Genomic DNA, 16,587 nt, shown 5'->3' with positions numbered 1-16,587 from the left:
GGAGCAATCCGATGACCTCCTCTTCGCCCTCCTCGGCGCGCGCCGCCGAACCCTCCAAGCCGTCGTCACCGCCGTTCCCCTGGGTCGGCCTGATCGCGCTCGCGGCAGGCACCTTCCTCTCCGTCACCGGCGAGATGATCCCGACCGGGCTCCTGCCGGAGATGAGCACCTCGCTCGGCGTGACCGAGTCGCAGATCGGGCTCCTCGTCAGCGTGTTCGCCTTCACGGTGGTGCTGTCCAGCACCGCGCTCATCCACCTCACCAGGCGTGTCCCGCGACACGCGCTGCTCGTGGCCGTCATCGTCGTCCTCGGCGTGAGCACCGGTCTCGGCGCGCTCGCCCCGAACTACGAACTCCTCGTCGCCACCCGCGTGCTCGGCGGGCTCGCCCATGGCGTCTTCTGGGCGGTCGTCGGCGCGTACGCCGGTCACCTGGTCCCGAAGGAACAGCTCGCCCGCGCCGTGTCCGTGACGATCGCCGGAGGCACGCTCGCCTTCGTCCTCGGCGTCCCGCTCAGCACCGCGCTCGGGCACGCGCTCGGCTGGCGCCTCGCGTTCGGCGTGCTCGCCGCGGCCATGCTCCTCGGCGCCGTCGTCGTGTGGTGGAAGCTGCCGCCCGTCGGTCGGGAGGAGTCGCATGCGGCCGCCTCGGGTGCCACGGGTCGTGATCCGAGCATCGTCCCGGTCGCGATCGTCTGCATCGCGGTCGGCGTCATCATGGCGGGCCATTACGCGTTCTACACGTACATCGCGCCGTTCCTCATCGGCGAGGTCGGTGTCCCGGCCGGCCAGCTCAGCATCCTCCTCCTCGTCTACGGCGTCGCGGGCGCGATCGGCCTCATCCTCACCGGCAGCGTCTTCGCGAGGCGCGCGACCACGGGGCTGTTCGTCGCCCTGACCGTGTCTGCGGCCATGGTGAGCGTCCTCGCCCTCTCGGCAGGGTGGCTTCCGGGCGCGCTCGTCGCGTTCTTCCTCTGGGGGACGGCCTTCGGCATGCTGCCGCCGCTCATGCAGACGCGCCTCCTGCACGCGGCGAGCCCGCGCATCCGCGACACCGCCAACGCGTTCTACACGACGGCGTTCAACACGGGTATCGGTGGCGGTTCGGCGCTCGGCGCGTTGCTCCTCGCCGAGATCGGTCTCGGCGTGCTGCCGTGGGTGTACGTGTGCCTGGCCGTGGTCGCGACCGCGCTCCTCGCGGCGGACGTGCTGCGCACCCGCAAGCGCGAGACCGTCTGATCGAGCACGAGCCGATGCGGACGCGCTGAGCGGGACCGCTTACGGTACAGCCGGTTCGTCCGTCGTCGGCGCCGGTGAGGTGTCTGCGCCATCGGTCGGCGCGGTGACGTCGGGCGCGGTCTCCACCGGCGTCTCCGTCGCCGGATCCTGCTCGGTCGGACTCGGCACGTCCGTCTCCGTCGCCGGATCCGCTTCGGCCGGGGTCTGCTTCGCGATCGGGTCGACGACGGCCTGAACCGGGGCCGGAGCGGGAACCGCCTCCGGTACGGTGTCCAGAACCGCTTCCGGGAGCGGGGCCGTCGCCGGATCGACGGCGGCGTCGGTACTCAGGAGTCCGGTCAGCGAGAGGTACTCGACGGAGGTCGCAGGTCCCACGCGCGATGGGTCGGACGGGTCGACGCTCCAGACGCTGAGCTCGTGGAACCCGACGGCGACGGCGGCGCCGGTGAGCGTCGCTCGACCGTCGGCGTCGAGCGCGACGCGTTGCTCGTCACCACCGTCGACCGTGTATCCGACCGCGCCATTGGGAGCACCGACGATCACGAGCGGGCCGGTCGGATCGAGGAACTGCACCGACAGCACCGTCCGGAGCCCGGTGACGGCCGGCCCGCTGATCGACATGGTGGCCGGTTCGGCGGACACGGAGACCTCGTCGCCGAGGGTCTGGCGGACAGTCAGGACGAAGGTGCCCGTGCGGCCGAGGTCGACCGGGCCGGTCGACCAGGTCCCGGTCTCGGGAGGGGCTGTCGCGGACGCCCGCCGAGCGGAGGCCGGCACGACCGTCGACGCGACGACCACGTCGCCGTCGAGGATGTCGACGGTGGCGCCGGCCGCTGCGGTGCCGCTGAAGGCGGGCCACAGGAAGCCGCCACCGGTGTCGGCGGCCATCGTCGGCGCCGGGAGCTCCTCGGGGTCGGTCGGATCCACGGGGTCCACCGGGTCGACGGGATCGACGGGAGGGGCGACGGGCGGCGCCGTCGGCGACGGGACCTGCGGCTCGGCGACCGGAGGCGGCGTTGCGCCCGTGCCGGGCGTCGGCCAGGGAGTGGGCATCGGTCCCGAGGGTGTCGGGGTCGTCGGCGCGGACGGCGACGTCGTCGGACCCGTGGTCGGAGTCGCGCCCGGTGTCGGCACGGCGGCGGGGTCACTGGTCTCGCCGACGGAGACGGAGGTCGCCGAGTCGGCTGCGGGCGGGAACACCACCGGACCCAGGACGAGCGCGGCGGCGGTCACCGCCGCGACGACGCCGACGCCGATCGCGGCGATGATGCCACCGGAGAGACCTGCCGTCGCAGCACCCGCGACGCCCGCACCCGACGCGACGCCGACACCGGATGCGGCGCCACTGGAACCGGCTGCACCGGAAGCCGCTGCTCCGCCTGAGGCCGCCACCGAGGTGCTCAGGTGCGCCGTCAGTGCGACCCCGCCGGTGACGCCGGCCGGCATCGCGGCGACCGCGGTCGTCGACGCACCGTTCGTCTGCAACCACGCGGTGTAGCCGGCCGCACCGGCGGCGCCTGCGACGAGGGGGAGGAGGACGAGCGCCATGCGCGAGCCGACCTCCTTCGCCTCAGCGGCCACGATGGTGCACCGCTGACAGGCGTCCAGGTGCGACTCGACCTTGGCCGTGTCCCGCGCGGAGAGGTTCCCGCGCGCGTACGATCCGAGCCTGCTGATCGTGAAGGCGTGCTCCGAATCGTCGTCGACGGCCTGCAGGTGCGCCTGGATCCACGCTTCGCGCAGCCCCTCGCGTGCTCGGTAAGCGAGCGCGGCCACCGAGTTGGCCTTCATCCCGAGGAGCGGCGCGACCTCCGCAGGCGTCATCGCCTCGATCTCCGTGTACCAGAGCACCTCCTGCCACCGGGTCGGCAGGCTCCGGAACGCTCGGGCACTCAGGCTGCGATCGAGGGCCTCGATCGAGGAGGCCTCGTTCGTGTCCGGGTCCTCGAATGAGTCCAGGGTGTCGAGCGAGGTCTCCCGACGCGAGCGGCCCCATGCGGCCGCCGTGTTCCGGATGGTGGTGAACAGGTACGGGCGGAAGGCGCCGGTGGGTCCCTTCCCGCGGCGGACCGCCTGATAGATGCGTGCGAAGGACTCCGAGACGAGGTCGTCGGGATCGAGGCTCGAGGTGACGGACCGGGCGACGGTCCGTCCGGCGTTCGAGTGCCGTCGCCACAGCTCCGCGTAGGCGTCCTGCGAGCCCGTTCGGGTGCGCTCGATGAGCTCGGCATCCGATCGCTCGGTGAGCGATGAAGCCGGGGATGTGTCCAGGCTCATGATGCCTCCGTCTGCGAGCTGCGCACTACCGGGCACCGTGCCCGCTCAAGAGAGTCGGGTGAAGCGGGATCATGACGCCGATTCCTCATCTTGGCACGAGGTGTCTCGCGGACAGCCGCTGGCGCCGAGGAAGATCCGTTTCGGATGTTCTGGGAAACCGCGTCATGACCTGCTCGGGAGGCACTCTCTCAGGATGAAGAGCAGGATTCCCGGCGACGGGGACCCTGCTGGGTCGTCCTCGGACGGCCACGATGCGCGCCACGGCCGGTGTGCATCGGGCAACGGACCCGAAACGTTGCAGATCTCGACGGGAGGGGGCGCCTTCGTGCGTACCCGTCGACAGGCCGGGAGTGGTGCTCGGGGGCGAGCATCACTCCCGGCCGCTTTTCCGACCGTCGCTCGGATCAGTCGAGCCAGCTGACCTCGGGGGAGCGGTGGAAGGCGATGCCCGCGGCCGACCAGCCCTGGGCAAGCTCGGCCAGTCGGACCCGGAAGCCGCTCCAGTCCGGCGCGCGTCGCTCCGACCATCCGATCTCCGCGATGGACGCGACCCGGGGGAAGACGAGGAACTCGAGTGTCTGCACGTCGGCCACGGTCTCCGTCCAGAGCGGGGCCTCGACGCCGAGGATGTCCGGCTCACCGACGCCTTCGACGATCTCGGTCGGCTCCCAGACGGCGGAGCGTTCGACACTCGTGGGCCCGTCCGCCCAGGTGAGGCCGGCCGTCGCGACGTCGGGGTACTGCATGTCGAGGTAGGCGGCGTCCGCCGGAGACATGATGACCTGCCCGCCCTGATCCACGAACGAGCGCAGCTTGTCGGCGTGACCGTCCTCGGGGGAGACGTAGTTCCAGTACTGGCCGATGGTGCCGGGGGCGAGGTCGCGTGACGCGCCGAACTCGTGCCAGGCGATGGCGGTCTTCCCGGTCGCGGCGACCAACTCGGACACCCGACGGGCGAAGTGGAGGAAGTCCGCCTCAGTGGTGGCGAGCGCTTCATCGCCGCCCAGGTGGAGGTAGGGGCCCGGGGTCATCGCGGCGAGCTGGGTGAACACGTCCTCGAGGAACGTGTAGGTGGACTCGGCATGGATGTCGAGGCTCGAGAAGCCGACCTCCGTGCCGGTGTAGGGCTGGCGGGCGACGCCGTCCGGGTTGAGTTCGGGATACGCCGCGAGGACCGCGTTCGTGTGTCCGGGGACGTCGATCTCGGGGACGATCGTGACGCGGCGGTCGGCGGCGTACTCGATGATCGCCCGGTAGTCGTCGGCGCTGTACGAGCCGCCCGAGCCTCCACCGACGGCGGTCGCCGCACCGATCCCGGTGAGCTCCGGCCACCCGGCGATCTCGAGGCGCCACCCCTGGTCGTCGGTGAGATGCAGATGCAGGTGGTTGAGCTTGAGTGCGGCGATCTGGTCGATGAACCGCTGCACCTGCGCGACCGTGAAGAAGTGCCTTGCGACGTCGAGCATCGCGCCGCGGTATGCGAAGCGTGGAGCGTCGTCGATGACGGTCGCGGAGACGATCCAGTCCTGTGCGCCGGCCGTCGGTGCCCAGTTGGCCGGCGGGAGGAGCTGCCTGAGCGTCTGCGTGCCGTGGTGGACCCCGTCGGCGTCCGTGCCGACGATCTCGACACCGGAGACCGCGGCGGTCAATCGGTAGGCCCCGGTCGTCGTCGACAGACGGGGGTCGACCGACAGCGTGATGTCCGTGCCCGCGGAGTCCACGGTCTGCTCCATGCCGGTGGTCTCGACCGGGAGGGCGAACCCCGTCGAGGTGCGCAGGGCGTCGGCGAGGATCCGAGCCGTGGTCGCCACCGACGGGTCGGTACGGATCACCGACTCCGTCGACAACCGGAACGGGGGAGCGGAGGCGTCCGTGGTCTGCGAGACGGGGCGGGGCAGCAGGCTCATGCGCGGTTCCTTCGGCGTCGGCGACGCGGGATCGTGGGGGCTGGAACGGGTTTGTTCGGAGGGTGAACAAGCGTCGGGCCATCCTGACACACCGGCCCCCACCGCTGCCCGACCTCTCCACAGGACGGTGCGCGTCGGGCGTCCCGTTGCTATGCTGCTAGCAGTCGCAACTGGCGTATAGACGGAGTTCCGCTCCGCCTCAGATGGTTCACCATCGGGGAGCGACCCTGCACCTTGAAGACAAGGGCGGATTCGGCCGCACGCCTGGGCCGAAACGGCACATCACCGACATCCGTTCTGTCACAAAAGGGAGCCAGTCTTGTCCGACACCTTCAACGCGCCACTCTCCGAGGTCGATCCCGAGATCGCAGCGGTCCTCGAGCAGGAGCTCGGTCGCCAGCGCAACACCCTCGAGATGATCGCGAGCGAGAACTTCGTGCCCGTCTCCGTCCTGCAGTCGCAGGGCAGCGTCCTCACCAACAAGTACGCCGAGGGCTACCCGGGTCGTCGCTACTACGGCGGCTGCGAGTTCGTCGACATCGCCGAGTCCCTCGCGATCGAGCGGGCCAAGAGCCTCTTCGGTGCCGAGTACGCGAACGTCCAGCCGCACTCGGGCGCCACGGCCAACGCCGCGGTCCTCTCGGCGATCGCCACCCCCGGCGACACCATCCTCGGTCTCGAGCTCGCCCACGGTGGTCACCTCACCCACGGCATGAAGCTCAACTTCTCCGGCAAGCTCTACAACGCCGTCTCCTACGGCGTCGACCCCGAGACCTTCCTCGTCGACATGGACGTCGTCCGCGACAAGGCACTCGAGCACAAGCCGCAGGTCATCATCGCCGGTTGGTCCGCCTACCCGCGCCAGCTCGACTTCGCCGCGTTCCGCGCGATCGCCGACGAGGTCGGCGCGAAGCTCTGGGTCGACATGGCGCACTTCGCCGGCCTCGTCGCCGCAGGGGTCCACCCGTCGCCCGTGCCGTTCGCCGACGTCGTGTCCTCCACCGTGCACAAGACCATCGGCGGCCCGCGCTCCGGCTTCATCGTGAGCCGCGACATGGAGCTCGCCAAGAAGCTCAACTCGAACGTGTTCCCCGGCCAGCAGGGCGGACCGCTCATGCACGTCATCGCCGCCAAGGCGACGGCGTTCAAGCTCGCCGCCACGGCGGAGTTCAAGGACCGCCAGGAGCGCACGCTCCGCGGTGCCAAGCTCCTCGCCGAGGCGCTCACCTCCGAGGCGTCGAAGGCAGCCGGCATCGACGTCCTCACCGGCGGCACCGACGTGCACCTCGTGCTCGCCGACCTCCGCACCTCCGAGCTCGACGGCCAGCAGGCCGAAGACCTCCTCCACGAGGTCGGCATCACGGTCAACCGCAACTCGGTGCCGTTCGACCCGCGCCCGCCGATGGTCACCTCCGGGCTGCGGATCGGTACCCCGGCACTCGCGACGCGTGGCTTCGGCGACACCGAGTTCGCCGAGGTCGCCGACATCATCGCTCTCGCGCTGCGCAACGGTGCCGAGGCCGGAGCCCTCCGGGAGCGTGTCACGGCGCTCGCCGAGCGCTTCCCGCTCTACCCCGGCCTCCAGCAGTAGGGCGCGGGAGCATGACCGCACAGATCCTCGACGGTAAGGCCACGGCCGCCGCCATCAAGTCCGAACTCGCGATCGAGGTGGCCGCGCTCAAGGAGCGCGGCATCTCGGTCGGGCTGGGCACCGTCCTCGTCGGGTCCGACCCGGGTTCGCAGTGGTACGTCGCCGGGAAGCACCGCGACTGCGCCGAGGTCGGCATGGAGTCGATCCGACGCGACCTGCCCGAGACGGTCTCGCAGGAGGAGCTCGAGGCCGTCCTCGACGAGCTCAACGCCGACGAGAGCTGCACCGGCTACATCGTGCAGCTGCCGCTGCCGAAGCACATCGACACCGACGCCATTCTCGAGCGCATCGACCCGGAGAAGGACGCCGACGGCCTCCACCCGACCAACCTCGGTCGTCTCGTGCTCAACGTGAACCGCCCGATCCACACGCCGCTGCCGTGCACGCCGAAGGGCGTCATCGAGCTGGTGGAACGCCATGGGATCAGCTGGGCGGGCAAGCACGTCGTCGTCGTGGGCCGCGGGGTCACCGTCGGTCGCGCGATCGGCCCGCTGCTCACCCGTCGCGAATACAACGCGACGGTCACGCTCACGCACACGGGAACGATCGGACTCGACGACATCCTCCGCACCGCCGACGTGATCGTCGCCGCGGCGGGTGTCCCCGGGATCGTCACGCGCGATGCCGTGAAGCCGGGCGTGATCGTCCTCGACGTCGGTGTGAGCCGCGAGACCGACCCCGAGACCGGCAAGTCCCGGGTCGTCGGCGACGTCGCCCCCGACGTGGCCGAGGTCGCCTCGTGGATCAGTCCGAACCCCGGTGGTGTCGGCCCCATGACCCGCGTTGGTCTCCTCGCCAACGTCGTCCGCATGGCCACCCCCTAACCCAGCCCGCGAACTGTCACTCGACGCTAGTCCGAGCGGCCGGGACTAGCCGGAAGTGACAGTTCGCGAGCCAGGGCGGTGAGGATGGGCGACGGGTCCGTCAGGTGCGAGCGATTCACCCGGATGACCCGCCAGCCCGCTGCCATGACTCGGTCGGGGCGATCGATGTCGTGGAAGATCTGCCGTTCATCCGTGAAGTGGGTGCCGCCGTCGTATTCGACGAGGACCCGCTGTTCGGGATACACCAGGTCGCCCAAGGCCAGAAACCGTCCGTGGGCGTCTGAGATGACCTCGTTGACGAGCGGTTCCGGAAGGCCCGCGCGGACGATCAGCAAGCGCAAGGCGGTCTCCATCGGCGAATCCGTCCGAGGCCGCATCATCGAGAACGCGAGCCGCAGCCGTTTCGCGCCGCGACGGCCGTTCATCCGTGCCAGCCCGCGGACGATCTGCTGCTCCGAGGCCAGTGGTCGCTTGCGGCGGAGCAGCACGTCGCCGGCGACCACCAGGTCGTCCACGGGGAGCCGGGTTCCGAGCTGACACCAGGCGTCGACGGCGGTCAGTACCGGCAGTCCTTCGACGGCGACGACCTCCCAGTGGTCCCCGTCGAGTTGATGCCCGCGCACGCCCGCTCCTCGAGGCGCGCGTGCCGGCGCGATGGAGGCGACATCGAGTGGTGCCTGGTGTTCCCAGGTGGGCACGGGGAGGCCGTGCAAGGCCGCCGCGCTCACGTGGCTGAAGAACTGCCCGTCGTGCAGGAGCGGGGCATAGGCGTGACAGCGTCCGGCGATGTCCGTGGGCTGGTCGAGCGGTGCCCGGACGCCTCGGTGCGGCGTGGCGAGGTCGCCTGCTCGTAGCCGCGATCGAGGCACGCCGAGGTCGTCGGCTTCGGCCATGGAGAACGGCTGCTTGCTGAGTTCGAGGGGGAGGGGACGTCGGCGGACCATCCCACCACGGTGCCGACTGCGGCGCTTCGGCGTCGGAAGTTCTCCACACCCTGCCCGCGAACTGTCACTCGACGCTAGTCCGAGCGGCCGGGACTAGCCGGAAGTGACAGTTCGCGGGCAGGGGAGGGGAGGGTCAGGATTCTCGGGTGGCGCCGGCGGCGGGGCGGACGGGGAAGATGGTCGGGGCGGTGAAGGATGCCTCGGCGAAGGCCGCCGTGACCGCCTCGGCCACGGACGAGGCCAGGGCGACCGGGACCAGGGCGATCGCCGCACCCCCGAAGCCACCACCGGTCATGCGCGAACCGATCGCACCGGCCGCCATCGACGTCTCGACGGCCAGGTCGAGTTCCGGAACCGAGATCTCGAAATCGTCACGCATCGACGCGTGCGAGGCCACGAGCAGCTCGCCGATCGACGTCGGGCCGTGCTCGCGCAGGGTCCGGACGGTGTCGAGGACACGCTGGTTCTCCGTCACGACGTGACGGACGCGACGGAAGGTCTCGTCGTCGAGCAGCTCACGAGCGCGGTCGAGGTCGCCGACCGTGACGTCGCGAAGCGAGTCGGCGCCGAGCGCTGCGGCCCCCGCCTCGCAGGACGCCCGACGTGCCGCGTACCCGCCCGAGACGTGGGCGTGCTCGACGCGCGTGTCGATGACGAGCAGCTCGAGGTCGTGCTCCTCGAAGCCGAGGGGGATGACGTCGGTCTCGAGCGAGCGGCAGTCGAGGAAGACGCCGCAGTCACGCTGGCCGAGGAGCGACGCCGACTGGTCCATGATGCCGGTCGGCGCACCGACCGCCCGGTTCTCGGCGAGCTGGCAGATCTTCGCGAGCGTCCGGCGGTCGTGGTCGAGGTGCCAGATCTCGGTGAGTGCGACGGCGACCGAGGCCTCGATGGCCGCGGAGGAGGAGAGGCCGGCCCCGACCGGGACGTCGGAGTCGATGTAGATGTCGACCCCGGGCACCTCCTGCAAGGGAGCGCCGAACTGGCCGAGCGCCCACGCGACCCCGAGCGGGTAGGCGGACCAGCCGTGCAAGGCGTCGGGATCGAGCGCGCGCACCGAGACCTCGACGATCTCGGGTGAGAAGCTGCTCGACACGCGGATGCGGTCGTCGTCGCGACGCCGGACGGCTGCGACGGTGCGGCGGTCGATCGCCATCGGGAACACGAAGCCGTCGTTGTAGTCGGTGTGCTCGCCGATGATGTTCACGCGGCCGGGCGCGGTCCAGAGGCCGTGCGGCTCGCTGCCGAAGGCGTTCTCGAATCCGCTCGTGGCGGTGCGCTGCAGGTCGGTCATACGGGGTTCTCCTCGTCGGCTGCGGCGATCGCGGCGCGCAGGGCGGTGGCGGTGGTCTCCGGTGGGACGTCGCCGATCCAAGCGCCCATGGCCGCCTCGGAGCCGGCCAGGTACTTCAAGCGGTCGGCTCCACGACGCGGGGAGGTGAGCTGCAGGTGGAGTCGGAGCTCGTCGCGGTGGACACGGGTCGGGGCCTGGTGCCAGGCGGCGATGTACGGGGTCGGGGTGTCGTACAGGGCGTCGACGCCGCGCAGCAGCCGCAGGTAGAGGACGGCGAGTTCATCCCGTTCCTCGAGCGAGGTCGCGGCGAAGTCGGGCACGTGCCGGTGGGGGAGCAGGTGCACCTCGATAGGCCAGCGCGCCGCGAACGGGACGAACGCCGTCCAGTGCTCGCCGGCGAGGACGACTCGCTCGTCAGCCTGCTCGGCGGCGAGGATGTCGGCGAAGAGTCCGGGACCGTATGCCTCGCTCGCGGCGATGAGTCGCTGCGTGCGCGGGGTCACGTAGGGGTAGGAGTAGATCTGTCCGTGCGGGTGGTGGAGGGTGACACCGATCTGCTCCCCGCGGTTCTCGAAGGGGAACACCTGCTGGATCGAGTCGATCTGCGACAGCGCGTGCGTCCGGCGGGCCCACGCCTCGATGACCGTGCGCGCACGGGTGCGGGACAGCGAACCGAAGGAGCCGGTGCTCGACGGGCTGAAACTCACGACCTCGCAGCGGCCGACCGAGGTGCGCGTCCGGCCGATCCCGATCGTCTCGAGGTCGGCGAGATCGACCGGTGCGTTCTCGTCTTCGAGCAGCGGTCCGAAGGACGGCGACTTGTTCTCGAAGACCGCGACGTCGTACTGGTCGGGGATCTCGGAGGGGTTCGAGGGACTCGCGGGCGCGAGCGGGTCGAGGTTCGCGGGTGGCAGCATCACGCGGTTCTGGCGGGCGGCGGCGATCGAGATCCACTCACCCGTCAGCGGGTCCTGGCGCATGGACGCGGTCGGTGGTCGTGGCGCGAGTTCGCGTGCGTCGGGCAGGCGCTCCGCGGGCAGCGTCGTGTCGACGTCGTCGAAGTAGATGAGTTCGCGACCGTCGGCGAGGCGCTGGGTCGAGCTCGCGATCGCCGGGTCGATGACGAAGGTGTCGTCGAGTGGGGTCATGGGGATCCTCAGAACGGGTTGTCGAAAGGAAACGTACAACGTTTCGCCTTGAAAAGTATAGGCAAGTCAGCGAAGATTCAAGCATGTCCGACGACGAGCCGATGCAGTTGCCCGCCCCACTGCGACGCGACCGCATCCGCGAGCTCCTCGACGAGCGCGGCTTCGTGCGCGTGGCCGACATCTCCGACGACTTCGGTGTCTCCCGGGTGACCGCCCGGACGGACCTCGACACCCTCGTCGACCAGGGCGACGCCGTCCGCGTGCACGGAGGTGCGATGCCCGTGCAGGGACGCGGCGCCGTGGAGTCGCCGATCGAACTCGCGACCGCGACCTCGGCCCATGCGAAGCAGCGGATCGGTGAGGCGGCGGCCGCGATGGTGCGCTCCGGTCAGAGCGTGATCGTCGACGTCGGCAGCACCGGCCTCGCCCTCGCGCGCGCGCTCAAGGCTCGCCGCGACCTCGCCGACGTCGTGGTCATCACGAACGGTCTGACCATCGCTCTCGAACTCGAGTCGGAGATCCCGAGGTTCTCGGTGATCGTCACGGGTGGGTCGCTCCGACCGCTGCAGCATTCGCTCGTCGATCCGCTCTCCGGGTCGCTGCTCGGCCAGGTCCACGCTGATCTCGCCTTCATCGGGTGCAATGGTGTCGACGCCGGCCATGGCGTGACCAACGTCAACCTGCCCGAAGCCGAGGTGAAGGCCAGGATGGTGCGCGCGGCCGAGCGGGTGGTCGTGGTCGCCGATGCCTCGAAGCTCGGGGTGCGGCAGCTCGGCCGGATCGCCGGGCTGGAGGCCTTCGACGCCCTCCTGACCGACGACGGGGCCGCGCCCGAGACCATCGCGCTCCTCCGAGAAGCGGGACTCGGGGTTACGCTCGTCCCACTCGGCGACTGACCTCGCGCCGCGTCCTGCCGTCCCGCGCGGCGTCCCGGCACTCGCGCGCCGACGGCCCGATGCGGCAGCATGGTCGCATGAGTGATCGAGTGCATCCTGCCGTGTCCATCGTCGAGCAGACGCTGCGTGATCGCGGGGCCCAGGGCGAGATCACCTGGCTCGACGACGCTGCGCGCACGGCCGCGCTCGCAGCGGAGGCCTTGGGGATCGAGGTCGGGGCGATCGCGAACTCCCTCGTGTTCTCGCTCGACGGCGAGCCGACGCTGATCCTCACGAGCGGCGCCCACCGTGTCGACACCGCCTGGGTCGGTGAGCGGCTCGGTGGACGGCTGAAGCGTGCTGACGCCGACGTCGTCAAGGCGGCGACGGGGCAGGTGATCGGTGGCGTCGCGCCCGTCGGTCACCCGGAACCGATCCGCACCTACGTGGACGAGGCGCTCGCCGCCTACCCGGAGGTCTGGGCCGCAGCCGGCCATGCGCACACGGTGTTCCCGACGACCTTCGAGGAGCTCGTGCGGGTGACCGGCGGGCAGGTCATCGCGGTGGAGCCGCCGACGGATCCTGCGGGGTCGTCGGCAGCTGCGTCGGTGTAGCCACCGGAGCGGCCATGGCGGCCGGCGGCGTCCCCCGCTGCTTCGTCACCCGGCTCGGCGGCAGCGGAGCCGCCGCGGTCACGCCGTTCCTGCGCCCCCACCAGGTGCTCACGACGGCTGCGGCCACGCAGAGCGCCATCGGGATGAGCATGAACGGTCCGCCAGCGCCCTCGCCTCGCTCGAAGACCTGGTCGGTCTGCGACATGAGGGCCGTGGGGACGAGGAGCAGGACGTTGTTCGTCGCATGGATGAGCACCGGAGCCTCGAGGCCACCGGTCCCGCGTGCGGCGAAGGACATCGAGGCGCCGAACACGAAGTAGTAGGCGATGAGCCAGGGGTCGCCGGCGAAGTGCACCGAGGCGAAGACCGCGCCGGAGACCACCGTGCCGACGAGGAACGCCGTCATCGGTCGACTGAACCAGGATCCGACGGAACGCTGGATGAGGCCGCGCGCACCGTACTCCTCGCCGGCCGACTGCAGCGGCGTCGTGAGGATCACGACGGCGAGCATCGCGATCATGGTGCCGTCGACCACGATGGGATCGAGCGGGGAGAGCAGGACGGAGGCGCCGACGTACACGATCCACACCGGGACGATGATGAGCGCGAGACGCCCGAACCAGCGCCAGCGGAAGCGACCCTCCACCGAGGACAGCCACCGCGGCCGGACGCCGAAGAGCGCCCACTGGATGAGCATCGACACCGGGATGAGCGCGGCGAGCGACAGGTTGTTCGCGAGCATCGTCACCGGCGTCAGCGTCATGAGGCCGTTCGCGACGTCGTCGAGTGTGTAGGCCCCGGTGGCCACGTCCACGATGAGCGCGATGCCGCCGAGAACGATCGAGAGGATCAGGAACCCGACGACGAGGAGGAGGAGGGCGAGGGCGCCGCGCCACCACGCCGGTGCGGCGCGGAGGGCGTGGTCGTAGGTCGCGAGCTGCGGCTGGGGCACGGCTCGATCGACGGGCGTCGAGGCCGGTGCCGTCGAGGGTGATGGCGATGGCGATGGCGAAGGCGTCTGCGGGTGCTGTCCGGGATTCGTCATGCTGCCAGGGTAGGCAGCCGTCGCGGCAGGACGCGTCCCCCGAGCGATGGACGACGAGCGACGGATAGCCCGCGATCGGCCTGGTCCCGAACGCTCGACGGTGGGAGACTGACCGGTATGGCCGGACACCGCATCTTCACGACGAGCTTCGCCAGCGTGTACCCGCTCTACGTCGCGAAGGCGGAGCGGAAGGGTCACACGAAGGACGAGGTGGACCAGGTCATCACCTGGCTCACGGGCTACGACGACGCCGCGATCGAACGGGTGCTCGCCGATGGCACGGACTTCGAGACCTTCTTCGCCGGAGCGCCGGCGATGCACCCCAACGCGTCGCTCATCACGGGCCTCATCTGTGGCATCCGCGTCGAGGAGATCGAGGATCCCCTCATGCAGCGCGTCCGTCAGCTCGACAAGCTCGTGGACGAGGTCGCGAAGGGGAAGAAGATGACGTCGATCCTCCGCGTCTCCGCCTGACCGCCGACCGCGTGGCCCTCCCATGACGCAGACGGCCGCCGCGCGAGTGCGCGACGGCCGTGTGCTCGGAACCCGGTGGGATCAGTGCGCGAGCACCGGCTCTGCGGACGCCTCCGGGGCGTGGTGCAGGGCGAGTCCCTGGTTGCGTCGGCGGAACAGCAGTGCCGCCGTCACCGCGCCGACCGCGAAGAACCCGGCACCCCAGAAGTAGGCGGTCTGGTAGCTCTGGATCGCGGCCTGCGCGAGCACCTCGGGGGTGGGCGGCGCGTTGTCGGTCACGTAGGCCGTGGCGGCGCTCGCCGCCAGGGTGTTGAGCAGCGCCACACCGATCGACCCGCCGACTTGCTGGCTCGTGTTGACCGTCGCCGACGCGACCCCGGCGAACGCCCGGTCGACACCGAGCGTCGCGGTCTGCATCGAGGCGGGCATGATCGATCCCATCGCGAAGCCGAGCACCATGAGCGCGGGCATGACGTTGCCGACATAGGAGCTGTCGAGGTCGAGTCGGGTGAGGAGGAGCATGCCGATCGCACCGAGCGTCATGCCGAACGGCACCATGACCTTCGGCCCGAAGCGGGGGACGAGGAGGTTGGTCCCCAGCTGCGCGGCGAGCACGAGCATCGCGATCATCGGGAGGAAGGCGAAGCCCGTCTGCTGTGGTGAGTACCCGAGCGAGGCCTGCAGGTAGTAGGTGACGAAGAGGAAGATGCCGAACATCCCGGCTCCGGCGATCATGACCGAGATGAACGCGGCACCGCGGTTGCGGTCGAGGATGATCGACAACGGGAGGAGCGGGTGCGCGGCCCGGCGCTGCCAGAGGACGAACACGACGAGGAGCACGGCTGCGGCGGCGAGGAAGGCCCAGCTGAGCGGCGAGTCCCACCCGTCGGTCTCGGCATTGGCGAAGCCGTAGACGAGGCTGAACAACGCACCCGAGACGAGGACGGTGCCCGGAACGTCGAGCTTGGGGCGGGGGCCGGTCGTCTTCGGGGTGGTGATGAAGAGGACCGCCCCGACGATGGCGATCACGGCGATCACGACGTTGATGTACAGGTTCCAGCGCCAGTCGAACTGCTCGGTGAGGAATCCGCCGAGGAGGAGACCGACCGCGCCACCTGCGCCGGCGATCGCACCGAAGACGCCGAACGCGCGGGCGCGCTCCTTCGGGATCGTGAAGGTGGTCGTGAGCATCGCGAGCGCGGTCGGTGCGAGGAGGGCGGCGAAGACGCCCTGGAGTGCCCGCGCGGCGACGAGGGTGCCGAACGAGTCCGCTGCGCCTCCGAGGGCCGAGGCGATCGCGAACCCGACGAGCCCGATGATGAAGGCCCGCTTCCGGCCCATGAGGTCGGACAGGCGTCCGCCGAGCAGCAGCAGGCTGCCGAAGGCGAGGGAGTAGGCGGTGACGATCCACTGGCGATCGCCGTCGGAGAACCCGAGGTCGGCCTGTGCGGCGGGCATCGCGATGTTCACGACGGTGGCGTCGAGCACTACCATGAGTTGCGCGAGGCCGACGGTGACGAGCGTCCACCAGCGGCGTGAGGAGACTGCCGGGGTTCCGGCGGCGAGATTCGAAGTCATGCTGAGGACTCTATACGGAACTGAGTAGTTTCGGAACCGAATAGTTCCAGAACGTTCGAGTTCCTGAACTATGCTGTTCCCGGAGACGAAAGGGAGGTGAGCCGCGATGACGCAGCTCGAGACCCCACCCGCAGCGCCGAAGCTCGGCCGGAAGCGCGACCACACGCGGGACGCTGAGATCCTCGACGCCGCGCTCGACGTCCTCGCCGACACGGGCTACGCCGGGATGACGGTCGACATGGTCGCCGCGCGGGCGAAGGCCGGCAAGGCGACGCTCTACCGCCGATGGGCGTCGAAGTCCGAACTCGTGATCGACGCGGTCGCCTGCATGAAGCAGATCGATCCCGACTTCTCGAAGCTGCCCGACACCGGCTCACTCCGCGGCGACCTCGTCGCGATGATCAAGGCGCCGTCCATCGCCGAGGGTGAGCGCAAGATGCGCGTGTTCGCCGGCGTGATGTCGATGATCTCGGATGCCCCGGAGCTCACCGAGTCCATCCATGCGGCGATCGTGGAGCCGCGCATGGCGGTCAACCGCTTCCTGTTGCAGCGTGCGATCGACCGCGGTGAGATCCGCGCGGACGCCGATGTTGAGACGCTGTCCCTCGTGAGTCAGGCGATGGTGAGCTATCGCGTGCTCATGCTGCGGGAGCCGGTGACACGTGACTTCCTCATCTCGGTGATCGACGGCGTCATCATCCCGGCCGTCCGGAAGTAG

General features: G+C 70.2%; 14 protein-coding genes and 1 riboswitch. Of the genes, 7 read left to right on the top strand and 7 right to left on the bottom strand.

Annotation, left to right across the window (positions count from 1 at the left end; translation table 11 throughout):
- Positions 1-11 precede the first annotated feature (11 nt).
- Entirely contained in the window at positions 12-1,238 is a 1,227-nt protein-coding gene (locus tag ACQG07_RS03515; RefSeq protein ID WP_426737174.1) for an MFS transporter, read from the top strand.
- A gap of 39 nt (positions 1,239-1,277) precedes the next feature.
- Here ACQG07_RS03515 and ACQG07_RS03510 read toward each other — a convergent pair whose 3' ends face one another.
- Together ACQG07_RS03510 and ACQG07_RS03505 are read right to left on the bottom strand one after the other, a co-directional pair.
- A complete protein-coding gene (locus ACQG07_RS03510) occupies positions 1,278-3,515 on the bottom strand; it encodes a sigma-70 family RNA polymerase sigma factor (RefSeq protein WP_426737172.1) in 2,238 nt (745 codons plus the stop codon).
- A gap of 404 nt (positions 3,516-3,919) precedes the next feature.
- Positions 3,920-5,422 carry a family 20 glycosylhydrolase gene (locus tag ACQG07_RS03505; protein ID WP_426737170.1) on the bottom strand — a complete coding sequence of 501 codons (1,503 nt, stop codon included), beginning with the start codon at positions 5,420-5,422 and terminating at the stop codon, positions 3,920-3,922.
- A 158-nt stretch (positions 5,423-5,580) separates the two neighbouring features.
- A riboswitch (ZMP/ZTP riboswitch) is annotated at positions 5,581-5,699 on the top strand.
- A gap of 42 nt (positions 5,700-5,741) precedes the next feature.
- Here ACQG07_RS03505 and glyA point away from each other — a divergent pair.
- Positions 5,742-7,013: a serine hydroxymethyltransferase gene (gene glyA / locus ACQG07_RS03500; RefSeq protein WP_192004707.1), complete on the top strand. Its 1,272-nt coding sequence runs from the start codon at positions 5,742-5,744 to the stop codon at positions 7,011-7,013.
- A gap of 11 nt (positions 7,014-7,024) precedes the next feature.
- The gene (locus tag ACQG07_RS03495) at positions 7,025-7,897 is read left to right on the top strand and encodes a bifunctional methylenetetrahydrofolate dehydrogenase/methenyltetrahydrofolate cyclohydrolase (RefSeq protein WP_159878033.1); all 873 of its coding nucleotides are present in this window, start codon (positions 7,025-7,027) and stop codon (positions 7,895-7,897) included.
- Between the two features lie 26 nt (positions 7,898-7,923).
- Here ACQG07_RS03495 and ACQG07_RS03490 read toward each other — a convergent pair whose 3' ends face one another.
- The 3 genes from ACQG07_RS03490 to galT form a co-directional block, all read right to left on the bottom strand.
- Complete coding sequence (locus ACQG07_RS03490; RefSeq protein ID WP_426737166.1) at positions 7,924-8,841, bottom strand: hypothetical protein; 918 nt, start codon at positions 8,839-8,841, stop codon at positions 7,924-7,926.
- Between the two features lie 133 nt (positions 8,842-8,974).
- The gene (gene galK / locus ACQG07_RS03485) at positions 8,975-10,135 is read right to left on the bottom strand and encodes a galactokinase (protein ID WP_274499554.1); all 1,161 of its coding nucleotides are present in this window, start codon (positions 10,133-10,135) and stop codon (positions 8,975-8,977) included.
- Complete coding sequence (gene galT, locus ACQG07_RS03480; protein WP_426737163.1) at positions 10,132-11,283, bottom strand: galactose-1-phosphate uridylyltransferase; 1,152 nt, start codon at positions 11,281-11,283, stop codon at positions 10,132-10,134. The genes galK and galT overlap by 4 nt, the downstream gene beginning before the upstream one ends.
- An 83-nt stretch (positions 11,284-11,366) precedes the next feature.
- On the opposite strand from galT, the gene ACQG07_RS03475 reads away from it, so the two are divergent.
- Both ACQG07_RS03475 and ACQG07_RS03470 read left to right on the top strand, forming a co-directional pair.
- Entirely contained in the window at positions 11,367-12,179 is an 813-nt protein-coding gene (locus ACQG07_RS03475; RefSeq protein WP_426737162.1) for a DeoR/GlpR family DNA-binding transcription regulator, read from the top strand.
- Positions 12,180-12,256: 77 nt separating this feature from the next.
- Positions 12,257-12,772 (top strand): YbaK/EbsC family protein, encoded by a 516-nt coding sequence (locus tag ACQG07_RS03470; RefSeq protein ID WP_274499556.1) that lies wholly within the window; start codon positions 12,257-12,259, stop codon positions 12,770-12,772.
- Here the strand turns inward: ACQG07_RS03470 and ACQG07_RS03465 are convergent.
- Positions 12,714-13,817 (bottom strand): CPBP family intramembrane glutamic endopeptidase, encoded by a 1,104-nt coding sequence (locus tag ACQG07_RS03465; protein ID WP_426737159.1) that lies wholly within the window; start codon positions 13,815-13,817, stop codon positions 12,714-12,716. The two genes, ACQG07_RS03470 and ACQG07_RS03465, sit on opposite strands and share 59 nt — an antisense overlap.
- 117 nt (positions 13,818-13,934) lie before the next feature.
- On the opposite strand from ACQG07_RS03465, the gene ACQG07_RS03460 reads away from it, so the two are divergent.
- Positions 13,935-14,291: a DUF2200 domain-containing protein gene (locus ACQG07_RS03460; RefSeq protein ID WP_426737157.1), complete on the top strand. Its 357-nt coding sequence runs from the start codon at positions 13,935-13,937 to the stop codon at positions 14,289-14,291.
- Between the two features lie 81 nt (positions 14,292-14,372).
- Here the strand turns inward: ACQG07_RS03460 and ACQG07_RS03455 are convergent, their stop codons facing one another.
- Entirely contained in the window at positions 14,373-15,869 is a 1,497-nt protein-coding gene (locus ACQG07_RS03455) for an MFS transporter (protein ID WP_426737155.1), read from the bottom strand.
- Positions 15,870-15,975: 106 nt separating this feature from the next.
- Between ACQG07_RS03455 and ACQG07_RS03450 the strand changes: the two genes are divergently transcribed.
- A complete protein-coding gene (locus tag ACQG07_RS03450) occupies positions 15,976-16,587 on the top strand; it encodes a TetR/AcrR family transcriptional regulator (protein ID WP_138946570.1) in 612 nt (203 codons plus the stop codon).

The organism is Plantibacter sp. 2H11-2, assembly GCF_050031945.1.
Lineage (GTDB): Bacteria > Actinomycetota > Actinomycetes > Actinomycetales > Microbacteriaceae > Plantibacter > Plantibacter auratus.
This window is presented reverse-complemented; position numbering and strand designations above follow the sequence as displayed.

Bases quoted from the DNA above. Each gene is read 5' to 3' on its own strand.
- ACQG07_RS03515 (WP_426737174.1), top strand. From the start codon at position 12: ATGACCTCCTCTTCGCCCTCCTCGGCGCGCGCCGCCGAACCCTCCAAG.
- ACQG07_RS03510 (WP_426737172.1), bottom strand. From the start codon at position 3,515: ATGAGCCTGGACACATCCCCGGCTTCATCGCTCACCGAGCGATCGGAT.
- ACQG07_RS03505 (WP_426737170.1), bottom strand. From the start codon at position 5,422: ATGAGCCTGCTGCCCCGCCCCGTCTCGCAGACCACGGACGCCTCCGCT.
- ACQG07_RS03495 (WP_159878033.1), top strand. From the start codon at position 7,025: ATGACCGCACAGATCCTCGACGGTAAGGCCACGGCCGCCGCCATCAAG.
- ACQG07_RS03490 (WP_426737166.1), bottom strand. From the start codon at position 8,841: ATGGTCCGCCGACGTCCCCTCCCCCTCGAACTCAGCAAGCAGCCGTTC.
- galK (WP_274499554.1), bottom strand. From the start codon at position 10,135: ATGACCGACCTGCAGCGCACCGCCACGAGCGGATTCGAGAACGCCTTC.
- galT (WP_426737163.1), bottom strand. From the start codon at position 11,283: ATGACCCCACTCGACGACACCTTCGTCATCGACCCGGCGATCGCGAGC.
- ACQG07_RS03475 (WP_426737162.1), top strand. From the start codon at position 11,367: ATGTCCGACGACGAGCCGATGCAGTTGCCCGCCCCACTGCGACGCGAC.
- ACQG07_RS03470 (WP_274499556.1), top strand. From the start codon at position 12,257: ATGAGTGATCGAGTGCATCCTGCCGTGTCCATCGTCGAGCAGACGCTG.
- ACQG07_RS03465 (WP_426737159.1), bottom strand. From the start codon at position 13,817: ATGACGAATCCCGGACAGCACCCGCAGACGCCTTCGCCATCGCCATCG.
- ACQG07_RS03460 (WP_426737157.1), top strand. From the start codon at position 13,935: ATGGCCGGACACCGCATCTTCACGACGAGCTTCGCCAGCGTGTACCCG.
- ACQG07_RS03455 (WP_426737155.1), bottom strand. From the start codon at position 15,869: ATGACTTCGAATCTCGCCGCCGGAACCCCGGCAGTCTCCTCACGCCGC.
- ACQG07_RS03450 (WP_138946570.1), top strand. From the start codon at position 15,976: ATGACGCAGCTCGAGACCCCACCCGCAGCGCCGAAGCTCGGCCGGAAG.